Source organism: Gaetbulibacter saemankumensis DSM 17032 (assembly GCF_000425645.1).
Lineage (GTDB): Bacteria > Bacteroidota > Bacteroidia > Flavobacteriales > Flavobacteriaceae > Gaetbulibacter > Gaetbulibacter saemankumensis.
On sequence record NZ_AUDV01000006.1, the window covers coordinates 169981 to 184314 of the forward strand.

The 14334-nt window shown below is 35.5% G+C and carries 14 protein-coding genes and 5 tRNA genes; all 19 read right to left on the minus strand.

From position 1 onward, the window contains the following. Positions 1–47: 47 nt before the first annotated feature. Entirely contained in the window at positions 48–3860 is a 3813-nt protein-coding gene (rpoB, locus tag H611_RS0103040; RefSeq protein ID WP_027136959.1) for a DNA-directed RNA polymerase subunit beta, read from the minus strand. 124 nt (positions 3861–3984) lie between these two features. After that, complete coding sequence (gene rplL, locus H611_RS0103045) at positions 3985–4359, minus strand: 50S ribosomal protein L7/L12 (RefSeq protein WP_027136960.1); 375 nt, start codon at positions 4357–4359, stop codon at positions 3985–3987. A 65-nt stretch (positions 4360–4424) separates the two neighbouring features. Next, positions 4425–4946 carry a 50S ribosomal protein L10 gene (gene rplJ, locus H611_RS0103050; RefSeq protein WP_027136961.1) on the minus strand — a complete coding sequence of 174 codons (522 nt, stop codon included), beginning with the start codon at positions 4944–4946 and terminating at the stop codon, positions 4425–4427. Between the two features lie 19 nt (positions 4947–4965). Beyond that, positions 4966–5655 (minus strand): 50S ribosomal protein L1, encoded by a 690-nt coding sequence (rplA, locus tag H611_RS0103055; protein WP_027136962.1) that lies wholly within the window; start codon positions 5653–5655, stop codon positions 4966–4968. Positions 5656–5675: 20 nt separating this feature from the next. Then, on the minus strand, positions 5676–6113 hold the full coding sequence (gene rplK / locus H611_RS0103060; protein WP_027136963.1) for a 50S ribosomal protein L11: 438 nt from the start codon (positions 6111–6113) through the stop codon (positions 5676–5678). A gap of 74 nt (positions 6114–6187) precedes the next feature. Beyond that, positions 6188–6742: a transcription termination/antitermination protein NusG gene (gene nusG, locus H611_RS0103065; RefSeq protein ID WP_027136964.1), complete on the minus strand. Its 555-nt coding sequence runs from the start codon at positions 6740–6742 to the stop codon at positions 6188–6190. 20 nt (positions 6743–6762) lie between these two features. Beyond that, positions 6763–6957, minus strand: a complete 195-nt coding sequence (gene secE, locus H611_RS0103070; protein ID WP_027136965.1) for a preprotein translocase subunit SecE — start codon at positions 6955–6957, stop codon at positions 6763–6765. A 108-nt stretch (positions 6958–7065) separates the two neighbouring features. Beyond that, positions 7066–7138, minus strand: a tRNA-Trp gene (locus H611_RS0103075). Positions 7139–7200: 62 nt separating this feature from the next. After that, positions 7201–8388 (minus strand): elongation factor Tu, encoded by a 1188-nt coding sequence (gene tuf / locus H611_RS0103080; RefSeq protein WP_027136966.1) that lies wholly within the window; start codon positions 8386–8388, stop codon positions 7201–7203. A 67-nt stretch (positions 8389–8455) separates the two neighbouring features. Then, positions 8456–8527 (minus strand) — tRNA-Thr (locus H611_RS0103085). A gap of 11 nt (positions 8528–8538) precedes the next feature. Next, positions 8539–8611 (minus strand) — tRNA-Gly (locus tag H611_RS0103090). 69 nt (positions 8612–8680) lie between these two features. Beyond that, positions 8681–8762 (minus strand) — tRNA-Tyr (locus tag H611_RS0103095). A gap of 35 nt (positions 8763–8797) precedes the next feature. Further along, positions 8798–8871, minus strand: a tRNA-Thr gene (locus tag H611_RS0103100). Between the two features lie 102 nt (positions 8872–8973). Beyond that, positions 8974–9276 carry a ribosome hibernation-promoting factor, HPF/YfiA family gene (gene hpf / locus H611_RS0103105; protein WP_027136967.1) on the minus strand — a complete coding sequence of 101 codons (303 nt, stop codon included), beginning with the start codon at positions 9274–9276 and terminating at the stop codon, positions 8974–8976. Positions 9277–9308: 32 nt separating this feature from the next. Next, complete coding sequence (locus tag H611_RS0103110; protein ID WP_027136968.1) at positions 9309–10199, minus strand: tyrosine-type recombinase/integrase; 891 nt, start codon at positions 10197–10199, stop codon at positions 9309–9311. A gap of 133 nt (positions 10200–10332) precedes the next feature. After that, entirely contained in the window at positions 10333–10527 is a 195-nt protein-coding gene (gene rpsU, locus H611_RS0103115) for a 30S ribosomal protein S21 (protein WP_027136969.1), read from the minus strand. A 96-nt stretch (positions 10528–10623) separates the two neighbouring features. Then, positions 10624–11799, minus strand: a complete 1176-nt coding sequence (locus H611_RS0103120) for an acyl-CoA dehydrogenase family protein (RefSeq protein WP_027136970.1) — start codon at positions 11797–11799, stop codon at positions 10624–10626. A gap of 14 nt (positions 11800–11813) precedes the next feature. Beyond that, a complete protein-coding gene (locus tag H611_RS0103125) occupies positions 11814–12680 on the minus strand; it encodes a ComEA family DNA-binding protein (protein ID WP_027136971.1) in 867 nt (288 codons plus the stop codon). Between the two features lie 24 nt (positions 12681–12704). Then, complete coding sequence (locus tag H611_RS0103130; protein ID WP_027136972.1) at positions 12705–14327, minus strand: alanine/glycine:cation symporter family protein; 1623 nt, start codon at positions 14325–14327, stop codon at positions 12705–12707. Positions 14328–14334: the final 7 nt, after the last annotated feature.

Below are 14334 nucleotides of genomic sequence, written 5' to 3' on the forward strand. Positions count from 1 at the left end.
TAAACTTTTAACACACCGTTTGAAAGACTCAAACGGTGTGTAATATATTATTCCTCTAATCTTATGTCTAATCCAAGACCTTTCAACTCATGCATTAATACATTGAAAGATTCTGGTAGTCCAGGATCTGGCATTGGTTCACCTTTTACAATGGCTTCATAAGTTTTGGCTCTACCAATAACATCATCAGATTTTACGGTTAAGATTTCTCTTAATGTGCTAGATGCACCATATGCTTCAAGTGCCCAAACCTCCATTTCACCAAAACGCTGACCACCAAACTGTGCTTTACCACCTAATGGTTGTTGCGTAATTAATGAGTAAGGTCCGATAGAACGTGCGTGCATTTTATCGTCAACCATGTGACCTAACTTCAACATGTAAATCACACCTACAGTAGCTGGCTGATCGAAACGCTCTCCAGTTCCACCATCGTATAAATAAGTATGTCCGTAACGTGGAATACCCGCCTCATCAGTTAATTCGTTAATCTGATCTATAGTAGCACCGTCAAAGATAGGAGTAGCAAATTTGCGTCCTAAATCTTTACCAGCCCATCCAAGAACCGTTTCATAAATCTGACCAATGTTCATACGTGATGGTACCCCTAGTGGATTTAATACAATATCAACTGGTGTTCCATCTTCTAAGAATGGCATATCTTCTTGACGAACGATACGAGCAACAATACCTTTGTTACCGTGACGACCCGCCATTTTATCACCCACTTTAAGTTTACGTTTCTTAGCAATGTAAACTTTAGCCAGTTTTATAATACCTGATGGTAACTCATCACCTACAGAAATAGTAAACTTCTCACGACGTAATGAACCTTGTAAATCGTTTTCTTTGATTTTGTAGTTGTGAATTAAATCGGCAACTAATTGATTCGTATGATCATCTGTTGTCCATTTTCCAGACACTAAATGCGCATAATCATCAACAGCGTTTAACATTTTAAGTGTGAATTTTTTACCTTTTGGTAATACTTCCTCACCTAAATCATTATAGATACCTTGCGCTGTTTTACCATTTACAATGTTGAAAAGTTTCTCAATTAAAACATCTTTTAACTCATCAAACTTTCTATCATAAATAGCTTCTAAAGCAATAATATCATCTTTATCCTGAGCTCTTTTTCGTTTATCCTTAACAGCTCTAGAGAATAATTTTTTATCGATAACAACACCATTTAACGATGGTGAAGCTTTTAATGAAGCATCTTTTACATCACCTGCTTTGTCACCAAAGATAGCACGTAATAATTTTTCTTCGGGAGTTGGATCACTTTCCCCTTTTGGAGTAATTTTACCAATTAAGATATCGCCAGGCTTCACTTCAGCACCGATACGAATCATTCCGTTTTCATCTAAGTCTTTAGTAGCCTCTTCAGAAACGTTAGGAATATCGTTAGTTAACTCTTCATTACCTAATTTCGTGTCTCTAACTTCTAAAGAATACTCATCGATGTGAATAGATGTAAAGATATCCTCGCGAACCACTTTTTCAGATATTACAATTGCATCCTCAAAGTTATATCCTTTCCAAGGCATGAAGGCCACTTTCATATTTCTACCAAGTGCCAACTCTCCTTGCTGCGTTGCGTATCCTTCACATAAAACCTGACCTTTAGTAACTGTATCGCCTTTCTTAACGATAGGTTTCAAGTTAATAGAAGTCCCTTGGTTGGTTTTTCTAAACTTAACTAATTGATAAGTTTTAATCTCACTATCGAAGCTTACTTTTGCCTCATCTTCCGTACGCTCGTACTTAATTTTAATCTCGTTAGCATCAACGTATTCTACAGTACCATTTCCTTCTGCATTAATTAATACACGTGAATCAGATGCCACTTGACGCTCTAAACCAGTTCCTACAATTGGAGCCTCAGGACGTAATAATGGTACGGCCTGACGCATCATGTTAGATCCCATCAAGGCACGGTTCGCATCATCATGTTCTAAGAACGGAATTAAAGATGCTGAGATAGACGAAATTTGGTTAGGTGCAACGTCGGTATAATGTAATTCTGCAGGGTCAATTACCGGGAAGTCACCTTCCATACGCGCAATAACCTTATCATGCAAGATCTTACCATCGTCATCTACTTTTACAGTAGCTTGAGCGATTAACTTTTCTTCTTCCTCTTCAGCACTTAAATAAGTTGGTGCATTTTGAATATCTACAACACCATCGGTAACTTTTCTATAAGGCGTTTCGATGAATCCCATAGCATTCACTTTAGCGTAAACCGAAAGTGAAGAGATTAGACCAATGTTTGGTCCCTCTGGCGTTTCAATAGGACATAAACGACCGTAATGCGTATAATGAACGTCACGTACCTCGAATCCAGCACGCTCTCTTGAAAGACCTCCTGGTCCTAAGGCTGATAAACGACGTTTATGAGTAATCTCAGCTAATGGATTTGTTTGATCCATGAATTGAGACAACTGATTTGTTCCAAAGAATGAGTTAATTACAGACGATAAAGTCTTTGCATTAATCAAATCGATTGGAGTAAACACCTCATTATCACGAACATTCATACGCTCACGAATAGTACGTGCCATACGTGCTAGACCAACACCAAACTGTTGAGATAATTGCTCACCTACTGTACGTACACGACGGTTAGATAAGTGATCAATATCATCAATCTCTGCTTTAGAGTTGATAAGCTCGATTAAATATTTTATAATTGTAATGATATCTTCTTTGGTAAGCACTTGCTTATCCATTTCTATATCAAGACCTAATTTTTTATTCATTCTATAACGCCCCACTTCTCCTAAAGAGTAACGTTGGTCACTAAAGAATAATTTATCTATAATACCACGTGCCGTTTCTTCATCTGGCGGTTCTGCATTACGTAATTGTCTATAGATATGTTCAACAGCCTCTTTTTCTGAGTTTGTTGGATCTTTCTGAAGTGTGTTATGAATAATAGCATAATCACCTTGCTCAGAAGTTTCTTTATGTAAAAGGATTGTCTTAACGTCAGCGTCAAGAATTTCCTCAATATTATCTTTATCTAAAATAGTATCACGATCAAGAATAATTTCGTTACGCTCGATTGATACTACTTCTCCTGTATCCTCATCTACAAAATCCTCATGCCATGTATTTAATACACGTGCTGCTAATTTTCTACCTTGGTATTTTTTAAGACCAGTTTTAGAAACTTTTACTTCTTCCGCTAGGTCGAAAATCTCTAAAATATCTTTATCACGTTCAAAACCGATAGCTCTAAATAAAGTTGTTACAGGTAACTTTTTCTTTCTATCGATATACGCATACATCACTTGATTGATATCGGTAGCGAATTCAATCCAAGATCCTTTAAAAGGAATTACCCTTGCAGAGTAAAGTTTTGTTCCATTTGCATGGAAAGATTGCCCAAAGAACACACCTGGTGAACGGTGTAACTGAGATACTACTACACGCTCTGCACCGTTAATTACAAAAGTACCACTTGGCGTCATGTAAGGAATAGTTCCTAAGTACACATCTTGAACAATAGTTTCGAAATCCTCGTGTTCAGGGTCTGTACAATATAACTTTAACCTTGCTTTTAGTGGAACGCTGTATGTAAGTCCTCTTTCTATACACTCATCGATAGCGTATCTTGGCGGATCTACAAAGTAATCTAAAAATTCTAAAACAAATTGATTACGTGAATCTGTGATTGGGAAATTTTCCATGAAGGTGTTGTATAAACCTTCATCTCCTCTTTCTTCAGACTTTGTTTCTAATTGGAAAAAATCCTGGAAGGATTTAATCTGTATATCCAAGAAATCTGGATATTCCGTTCTATTTATAATAGACGAGAAATTTAATCTTGCAGCTTGTGTTGACAACATCAATGGACGGAATTTTGATTAAAAAAAATAATAGAGCGCATATGCAAATAGCATATACGCAAAATGGTTTAGGTCTTGAAGTTTTACTCCAGACCTAAACCTTTATGTTTGTGGAAAGCTAAGCTTATTTAAGCTCAACCTCTGCTCCTGCTTCTTCTAAAGATGCTTTTAATGCTTCAGCTTCGTCTTTAGATACTCCTTCTTTAATGTTACTTGGAGCACCGTCAACTAATTCTTTAGCTTCTTTTAATCCTAAACCAGTTAATTCTTTAACTAATTTTACTACTGCTAATTTAGAGCTACCAGCTGCTTTTAATACTACGTCAAACTCAGTTTGAGCTTCTTCAGCCTCACCACCTGCAGCAGGACCAGCAACAGCAACTGCAGCAGCAGCAGCAGGCTCAATACCATACTCATCTTTTAATATAGTAGCTAACTCATTTACTTCTTTTACTGTTAAGTTAACTAATTGTTCTGCGAAATCTTTTAAATCTGCCATTTTCTACCGTTTTAAATAATTTTAATTTTAATATAATTGTAATATAGTGCGTACTAAGCTATTTACTATCCTTCTTTTTCAGATAGTGTTTTAATGATACCAGCTATTTTTCCACCACCTGATTTAAGTGCTGAAACAACATTCTTAGCAGGCGATTGAAGTAATCCTACGATTTCTCCTAATAACTCCTCCTTAGACTTAATATCAACTAACGCGTCTAATTGGTTATCTCCAATGTAAACCGCTTCCTCAATAAATGCTCCTTTTAATAAAGGTTTATCCGATTTCTTGCGGAAAGTTTTAATTAATTTTGCTGGCGCATTACCTGTTTCAGAATACATCACAGATGTATTTCCTTTTAAAACTGTTGGAAGTTCTCCGAAATCTTTTTCAGAAGCTTCCATAGCTTTAGCAAGTAATGTATTCTTAACAACTGCCATTTTTATGTTTGCTTTGAAGCAAGCACGACGTAAATCTGAAGTTGTTCCTGCGTTTAATCCAGAAGTATCTGCTAAATAGATATTTGTGTTATTGGCTAATTCTACAGTTAACTCCTCAATTACTTGTGATTTTTCTTCTCTTGTCATAATAAAAGTATTTAACTAATTAACCAACTTTAGGATCAACAGCAACACTAGGACTCATTGTACTAGAAAGGAAAATACTTTTAACGTATGTACCTTTTGCAGTTGTTGGCTTAAGTTTTATTAATGTTTGAATTAATTCATTTGCGTTACCAGCAATTTTATCAGCACTAAAAGATGCTTTACCAATTGCCGCGTGTACGATACCAGTTTTATCAACTTTAAAGTCAATTTTACCAGCTTTTACTTCTGTAACCGCTTTAGCAACATCCATAGTTACTGTACCAGTTTTTGGGTTAGGCATTAAACCACGAGGACCTAATACACGTCCTAATGGACCTAATTTACCCATAACACTTGGCATAGTAATAATTACGTCAACATCGGTCCATCCACTCTTGATTTTCTCAAGGTATTCGTCTAAACCTACGTAATCTGCTCCAGCTTCTTTAGCTTCTGCTTCTTTATCTGGAGTTACTAATGCTAATACTTTCATGTCTTTACCAGTTCCGTGAGGTAAAGATACTACCCCTCTTACCATCTGGTTTGCTTTACGTGGATCTACTCCTAAACGTACAGCGATATCAACTGAAGCGTCAAATTTTGTATTAGTAATTTCTTTTACTAATTCTGATGCTTCTTCAAGAGAATAAAATCTCCCTTTTTCTATTTTTGCTAAAGCCTCTTTTTGCTTTCTTGTTAATCTTGCCATTTCTTAATGCTTTAAATAGATTAATTAGGGAATTGACCTGTAACAGTGATACCCATAGACCTTGCGGTTCCGGCTACCATTTTCATAGCTGATTCGATCGTAAATGCATTTAAATCTTGCATTTTATCCTCTGCTATGGTTTTAATCTGATCCCATGAAACTTTAGCTACTTTTTTTCGGTTTGGTTCTCCTGAACCTTTTTTTAATTTGGCCGCTTCTAATAATTGTACTGCAGCTGGAGGAGTTTTAATAACGAAGTCGAAAGACTTGTCTTTATAAACCGAGATAACAACAGGTAAAACCTTACCAGCTTTATCCTGAGTTCTAGCATTAAATTGCTTACAGAACTCCATGATGTTAACTCCAGCAGCACCTAAAGCGGGTCCAACCGGTGGCGATGGATTCGCAGCACCTCCCCGAACTTGTAACTTAACTACTTTACTTAATTCTTTTGCCATTTTTAATAATTTAAGTTGATACGCCTTTTATTTTGGAAGCAAAAAACCGTATCTTTTATCTATTGTAACAATTATTATACTTTTTCTACTTGCATATAACTTAATTCTAATGGTGTCTTTCTTCCAAAAATCTTAACCATTACTTCAAGCTTACGCTTTTCTTCATTTATGTTTTCGATAGTACCATCAAAACCATTGAATGGACCATCAATAACTTTAACGGTTTCTCCCTTGGTGTATGGTATTGCCACCGTTTTGTTTTCTTCTACCGTTAGTTCATCTACTTTACCTAACATTCTGTTTACTTCAGATTGTCTTAACGGCACAGGATCACCACCTTTTGTTTCACCTAAAAATCCAATTACATTCGTAACAGATCTAATAATGTGTGGCACCTCCCCGGTTAAATTAGCTTGAACCATAATATATCCAGGAAAGAATACTTTTTCTTTCTGGATTTTCTTACCATTACGAATCTGCACTACTTTTTCGGTTGGAACTAGAACCTGATCTACATAATCCTGAAGACCTAAACGAGCAATTTCATTCTCGATATAAGTCTTAATCTTATTTTCTTGACCACTAACGGCTCTAACTACATACCATTTTTTTTCGCTCACTTCAGACATATCTCTCTCCTTTTTAACCGTTAATTAATCCATTGAAAATACAATGCAATTACTTTACTGAATACTGTATCAATTCCCCATATTGCTAAGGAGAAAATGATTGAAAATACAGCAACTAAAACAGTTAAACTCTGCGCTTCAGCCCATGTAGGCCATGTTACATTGTTTTTAAGTTCGCTAAATGATTCTTTTATGTAATTTACAATTCCAGCCATTTATTTAATTTTTTCAATAGATAAAATTTCCTGTCTTATTTATATAAGCGAAACCTTTTCTTCTAAATTCACAAAGAATCTTAAAGTAATTTTAAGACTCTTTTACTGCACGGGTTGAGAGACTCGAACTCCCGACACCTGGTTTTGGAGACCAGTGCTCTACCAACTGAGCTAAACCCGTAAAAATAAGTTAAGGTATTTTGGTATTACCGCAATACCTTAACTTTATATTTATAAACTGTATTAGTCTAAAATCTCAGTTACCTGACCAGCACCAACAGTTCTACCACCTTCACGGATTGCGAAACGTAAACCTACGTTCATTGCAATTGTGTTGATTAATTCAACAGTGATAGTTAAGTTGTCTCCTGGCATAACCATCTCAACACCTTCTGGTAAAGCAATATTACCAGTTACGTCAGTTGTACGTACGTAGAACTGTGGACGGTAGTTGTTATGGAATGGAGTGTGACGTCCACCTTCTTCTTTTTTAAGGATATAAACCTCAGCTTTAAATTTAGCGTGTGGAGTTACAGATCCTGGCTTAACGATAACCATACCTCTTGAGATTTGGTTTTTATCGATACCTCTTAATAAGATACCAGCGTTATCACCAGCTTCACCTCTATCTAATATTTGACGGAACATTTCAATACCTGTAATAGTAGAAGTTAATTTCTCAGCACCCATACCTACAATCTCTACAGGATCACCAGTTTGAGCAATACCAGTTTCGATACGTCCAGTTGCAACAGTACCACGACCAGTAATAGAGAATACGTCTTCGATAGGCATTAAGAAAGGCTTATCCATATCACGTACTGGCTCTTCGATCCACTCATCACAAGCATTCATTAATTCCATTACAGTATCAACCCACTTTTGCTCACCATTTAAAGCTCCTAATGCAGAACCAGCGATTACAGGCCCATTATCTCCATCATACTCATAGAAAGATAATAAATCTCTAACTTCCATTTCTACTAACTCTAATAATTCTTCATCATCAACCATATCCACTTTGTTCATGAACACAACGATACGAGGAATACCTACCTGACGACCTAATAAGATGTGCTCACGAGTTTGTGGCATAGGACCATCAGTTGCAGCCACTACTAAGATAGCACCATCCATTTGAGCAGCACCAGTAACCATGTTCTTTACGTAATCGGCGTGACCTGGACAGTCAACGTGAGCGTAGTGACGCTTAGCTGTTGAATATTCTACGTGAGATGTATTAATAGTAATACCTCTTTCTTTCTCCTCTGGAGCGTTATCAATTTGATCAAACGATCTCGCTTCTGATAAACCTGCATCAGCTAATACTTTAGTAATAGCAGCAGTTAAAGTTGTTTTACCGTGATCTACGTGTCCAATTGTACCAATATTTAAGTGTGGTTTTGAACGATCGAAAGTTGCCTTTGCCATGTTTTTTAAATAATTTAATCTTAGTTATATAATAATATTAGTGTATTCTAATCTTGTTCTAATATAGAGCCAATGACGGGATTTGAACCCGTGACCTCTTCCTTACCAAGGAAACGCTCTACCCCTGAGCTACACCGGCTTAAATATTTGAGCGGGAGACCGGGTTCGAACCGGCGACATTCAGCTTGGAAGGCTGACGCTCTACCAACTGAGCTACTCCCGCAATATTTAATAATCCATTGTAAAAATCATCACTTTTCAAACCTTTACTTCATAAAGGATTTAAAAAATGTGGGGAGAGCAGGATTCGAACCTGCGAAGACATAGTCAGCAGATTTACAGTCTGCCCTCGTTGGCCGCTTGAGTATCTCCCCGATTTTCTAATTTTATCACTCTTTTAAAGAACTTGAGCCGATAGAGGGACTCGAACCCACGACCTGCTGATTACAAATCAGCTGCTCTAGCCAGCTGAGCTATATCGGCTTTTTTTCTGCGATTTTAATCCACAAAAAAGCCCGCTATTTCTAACGGACTGCAAATGTATATATTTTTTATTTTATTCAAAACATTTTTTCAGAAATTTTCTCATAAATATGCTCTTAATTTCTCTTTTCGCTTTTTTAGTTGTCGCTCTAATGAATCGGCAGCACTATCGGCTCCTTCTTCGAACGACTTACATTGTTTTTTTACGACTAATACATCGCCTGGCACACTAACGCGTGCTTCAAATATTTTATTCTCTTTATCTTTGGTATTCTCTACTTTTAAAAACACATCTGATTTTATGATTTTATCATAAAACAAATCCAACTTATCCATTCTCTTTTGAATAAAAGAAATTAATTTTTTGTCTGCATTAAAATTAACTGATTGTGTGTTTACTTTCATACTAGTTGGTTTTAGGTTAAACAATCCTTTCTTTATTTTTTACTTCGTGGATGGGCATTTACATGCACCTTTTTTAGTTCCGCTATACTATTATGTGTATAAACTTGGGTTGCTGCTAAACTTGAATGACCAAGAAGCTCTTTAACAGCATTAATATTAGCACCTTGGTTTAATAGGTGTGTAGCAAAAGAATGTCTTAATATATGCGGACTCTTTTTCACCTTAGAAGATGCCTGACTAAAATAATCATTTATTATTCTGTAAACAAGCGTTTCATAAATTTTAACCCCTTTTTGTGTTAAAAATAAATGGTTCTTATCGGTAATCTCCTCAAGCTCATTGCGAAGCAAAATATAAGTTTCTATAGTTTTCACTACTGATTGTAATAACGGCACAAAACGCTCTTTATTTCGTTTTCCTAACACCTTTAATGTTTTATTACATACATCGACATTAGACAACTTCAACTCTACCAATTCTATCCGCCTAATGCCTGTAGAGTAAAATAGCTCTACGATAAGTTTATTTCGGATTCCTTCGAAATCGGTTTGAGCATCTAAAGCATCAAGAACTTGATTAATTTCATTTTCTGAAAATGGTATCTGCAGCTTCTTACTTACTTTTAAAGCCTTATGCCTTGCTAACGGATTTAAATCGACCTCTCCCACTTTCAAAAGAAACTTATAAAAACTATTAAGGGAAGAAACTTTTCTATTAATACTTCTGTTGGATAAACCGTTATCAACCAATAAAACAATCCATGATCTTATTTGAGAATAGTTAACATCAGTTAAAGTGGTTTGATTAAAATGCTCCTTTAAATACTGAGTAAAATCTTCTAAATCCTTCCGATAGGCTTTTACGGTAAGTTTAGAATACTTCTTTTCCAGAAGTAAGTAATCGCTAAAAGATTGGAGCAACATGCTATTAAAATTATGGGCTATCCTGTGAAATATACAAATAATTATAAAAACTTAACTATTCAATCTAAAAACAAAAAAGATCCCACTCAAACAAGTGGGATCTTTTTTATTTAGAATACAATAATATTATATATTAAATATCTTCTGCATCTCTTAGTCTTTGTACATATTGCGCTTTTTGAATTTGCGCTCTACGCTCAACAGAAGGCTTTGTGAATTGCTTACGCGATTGTAATTGACGCTTAGCTCCAGTTCTATCGAACTTTCTCTTAAAACGCTTTAGCGCTCTATCTATATTTTCTCCTTCTTTAATTGGAATTATTAACATAGTGTCTTAACCTCCTCTCTTTTAGATTTTGTGGCTGCAAATATATAAACTAATTTTTTATTGGCAATTATTTTTTTTTAAAAATTCACATCACTCTTATTTCCCGTTTGTTACGGGCTTATATTCCTTCTTATCTATTATAATTTTAGAAATAATTTCTCTTAATATTTCAGATGTTCCTCCTCCAATTGGTCCCAATCTACTATCACGAAGCAAACGTGCCAATGGATAATCTTCCATATAACCATACCCTCCTAAAAATTGCAGACACTGATAAATAACATCATCAGCCATTTTAGTTGATTTTAATTTAGACATCGTCGCCTCTTTAACTACATACTCCCCCCTATTTAATCTATATGCTACAGAATAATTAAACTCTTTACAGAATTCCATTTCCGTATATAAATCCGCTAGGTTATGACGAAGTGCCTGAAACGTATCAATCGACTTACCGAAAGCTTTACGTTCCGACATGTATTGCAAGGCATAATCTAAAGCAAACTCGGCACGAGCATGCGCATTAATACCCATGATAAGTCGTTCTAAAGCAAAATGCTGCATGATATATGGGAAACCTTTATTTTCTTCTCCCATTAAATTACCCGCTGGCACCTTTACATTATCGAAAGCAATCTCCGCAGTATCTGAAGCACGCCAACCTAACTTATTTAATTTAGTTGCTGAAACACCTTCAGTATCACGATCTATTAAAAAAATACTTATTCCTTTATTCTTAGATTCTGGGTTTGTTTTAGCGGCTACAATTAAATAATCGCTATATATACCATTTGTAATAAATGTTTTCGATCCATTTATAATATAAGTATCCCCTTCCTTTACCGCCGTAGTTCGCATTCCTGCCACATCACTTCCTCCGAAAGGTTCTGTAATACACAAACAACCAATTTTATCACCAGCTATACTAGGCGCTAAATAATTCTGTTTTATAGCTTCATCACCTTCCGCATTCAGATGTGTCATGGCTAAATATACATGCGCCCAAATTGCAGCAGCAAAACCACCAGAATTTATCTTTTGAAGTTCTTCTAAAAGAATTACAGTATAAAACAGATCTAGATTAAGTCCTCCATAAGCCTCTGGATAATTAATTCCGAAGAATCCCATATCGCCAAATTTCTTCCAAATAAACCGTTCTATCGTACCTGTTTGTTCCCACTTTTCAACGTGAGGGACCACTTCTTTTTTTAAAAATTCTTGTAGACTTTTTCTAAAAAGTTGATGTTCTTCGGTGAAGTACCTACTATCCATTTGTGCTATCTTTTTCAATCGAGCGACAAATATAATTTAATTATATCGATTTTATTTACAGGAAAGTCCTTAACTTTTACTAATTCGTCGAAGGAATTAAATCCGTCTCTTAAAGTTCTTGCTTCTGTAATAGCATGAGCTAAATCGTAGTCTATGTGCTGAACAGTAACCAATTCTTCCACGGTTGCCCTATTCAAATTAATTTTATGAACCGCTCTTGGTGTCTTTACTGTAAATCGATTGGTTATTTTTTGAATAACTTCAGGTGACAAACCAAATACATCCAATAATTGGACATCATCAATAAACCCACCAGCGAATTTATTTCTATATTTTATAATTCTTTCTGAAAGCACTTTACCTACTCCATTAACCATTTGAAGTTCTTGAGCTGTAGCTTTGTTTAAATCAATCTTATCAGCAAAACTATAAACCTTGTTGGTATAACTTCTAGGTTTTAATGTAACTTTCGACTTGTCAACCCAATCTGGAAATTTAAAATATGGTGAAATTACCTTTAATAAAGAATCGGATACCTGGGTTACCATTTGAAAGTCTTTTGCAGAATTTATCCATTTGTCCTGTTTTCTATAAAAAAGCAACCTATCGATTTCTTCATTACTCATCCCTAAGACAGCCCCTTTATAATCGGTAATGTAATTTGGATTAAAAGGAAATATTTTAGGTTTACTAGCATCTATTTGAATAGCTTTTAAAGAATCTATTTCCTTTTGGTATATAGCTAAGGCTTCTTGATCTATTTGTAATTCTTCAGCTGAACCATCTATAAAAAAATAGATACATTGTAACGCAACAATAATTAATACCAATAAAAAAATCCCATTTCGTTGCTCTTTAGAAAACAATAAATGGGATTTCATATATTATAATTTTTTTAGTTATCTCTACATATGCTTAGTAAGATCTTCCGCGCCATCTTCTAAAGCATCTTCTTTAACCGTAATTGCTTTTAGGTATTTTGTTAATTCCTTTTTAATAATTGGAGATAAAACAACCACTCCAATGATATTAGGCACTACCATTGCGAAAATCATAGCATCGGAAAAATCAATTACGGCTCCTAAACTAATTGAGGATCCTACTACTACAAAGATTAAAAACAATAACTTATAAACCAAATCGCTAATTTTACCCTTACCAAATAAGAATACCCAACCTTGCATACCATAGTAAGACCAAGATATCATAGTTGAAAAAGCAAACAAAATAACAGCTATTGTTAGCACAATTGAAAAATGTGGAATTACAGAATCAAAGGCTGTTGCCGTAAGTTCCACTCCTTCTTTAATTGGCACTCCGTACTCCATAAACCCTCCATCAAAATTTGTAATTACAATGACTAAAGCAGTCATAGTACAAATTACCACAGTATCTACAAAAGGTTCTAACAAGGCTACAATACCTTCACTTGCCGGGTATTTCGTTCTTACCGCTGAGTGAGCAATAGCAGCACTACCTACTCCTGCTTCGTTAGAAAAGGCACCTCTTCGTATTCCTTGAATCATTACACCTATTAAACCACCAGCAATTCCTAAACCAGAAAAGGCTCCTTCATATATTAATCCAAAAGCATCGTCAATTAAATGCCAGTTAGCTCCTAATATAATTAAAGCAGCCAAAACATAAATACCTGCCATAAACGGCACTACTTTTTCCGTTACTGAAGCAATTCTTTTAATACCTCCAATAATAACTACCGCCACTAACACAGCCATTACAAGTCCAAAATATAGACCTGCATTTGCACTCTGAAAGTCAAATAATTTAACAAATTGTGCCGCAGCTTGATTTGCCTGGAACATATTTCCACCTCCAAACGAACCTCCAATTACAAAAATAGAGAATAATACTGCAAGCACTTTTCCTAAACCTCCAAGATTCTTTTCTTTAAAACCTTTTGTTAAGTAGTACATAGGCCCACCATAAACTGTTCCATCCGTCCCTACATCACGGTACTTAACTCCTAATGTACATTCAGCAAACTTTGAAGCCATACCAACTAAACCTGCCATAATCATCCAGAATGTCGCTCCAGGACCTCCTATTGAAAGAGCTACTGCTACTCCTGCAATGTTACCAAGACCCACCGTAGCCGACAAAGCTGCCGTTAACGCCTGAAAATGAGACACCTCACCGTGCACACTATCATCTCTAAGGGTTTCTATAATATTGTGATCTTCATTATGTGTTGGATCTCCATATAAGGTATCAGCTCCGTGCTTCTCAATATCCTCATATTTCCCTTTAACAACCAGTAATGCTGTTCTGAATCCTGTAAAATTTATGAACTTAAAATATACGGTAAAGAATAAGGCACCTCCGACTAAAACTATAAGCACCCAAGGAATATTTAAGGTCTCCGAAAATGGTATTTCGTAAAAAATAGCATCAACAAACCAACCTGTGTAATCTTTAAACACTCGGTCAATTTTTTCCGAAGTCGATTCTTGTGCAAATGTTAAAATAGGTAATACTAATGTAAAAATTGAAAGAAGATATTTCTTCATAAAGTTG

Excerpts from the sequence above, each read along its gene's own strand:
- rpoB (WP_027136959.1), bottom strand. The coding sequence starts at position 3,860 with ATGTTGTCAACACAAGCTGCAAGATTAAATTTCTCGTCTATTATAAAT.
- rplL (WP_027136960.1), bottom strand. The coding sequence starts at position 4,359 with ATGGCAGATTTAAAAGATTTCGCAGAACAATTAGTTAACTTAACAGTA.
- rplJ (WP_027136961.1), bottom strand. The coding sequence starts at position 4,946 with ATGACAAGAGAAGAAAAATCACAAGTAATTGAGGAGTTAACTGTAGAA.
- rplA (WP_027136962.1), bottom strand. The coding sequence starts at position 5,655 with ATGGCAAGATTAACAAGAAAGCAAAAAGAGGCTTTAGCAAAAATAGAA.
- rplK (WP_027136963.1), bottom strand. The coding sequence starts at position 6,113 with ATGGCAAAAGAATTAAGTAAAGTAGTTAAGTTACAAGTTCGGGGAGGT.
- nusG (WP_027136964.1), bottom strand. The coding sequence starts at position 6,742 with ATGTCTGAAGTGAGCGAAAAAAAATGGTATGTAGTTAGAGCCGTTAGT.
- secE (WP_027136965.1), bottom strand. The coding sequence starts at position 6,957 with ATGGCTGGAATTGTAAATTACATAAAAGAATCATTTAGCGAACTTAAA.
- tuf (WP_027136966.1), bottom strand. The coding sequence starts at position 8,388 with ATGGCAAAGGCAACTTTCGATCGTTCAAAACCACACTTAAATATTGGT.
- hpf (WP_027136967.1), bottom strand. The coding sequence starts at position 9,276 with ATGAAAGTAAACACACAATCAGTTAATTTTAATGCAGACAAAAAATTA.
- H611_RS0103110 (WP_027136968.1), bottom strand. The coding sequence starts at position 10,199 with ATGTTGCTCCAATCTTTTAGCGATTACTTACTTCTGGAAAAGAAGTAT.
- rpsU (WP_027136969.1), bottom strand. The coding sequence starts at position 10,527 with ATGTTAATAATTCCAATTAAAGAAGGAGAAAATATAGATAGAGCGCTA.
- H611_RS0103120 (WP_027136970.1), bottom strand. The coding sequence starts at position 11,799 with ATGGATAGTAGGTACTTCACCGAAGAACATCAACTTTTTAGAAAAAGT.
- H611_RS0103125 (WP_027136971.1), bottom strand. The coding sequence starts at position 12,680 with ATGAAATCCCATTTATTGTTTTCTAAAGAGCAACGAAATGGGATTTTT.
- H611_RS0103130 (WP_027136972.1), bottom strand. The coding sequence starts at position 14,327 with ATGAAGAAATATCTTCTTTCAATTTTTACATTAGTATTACCTATTTTA.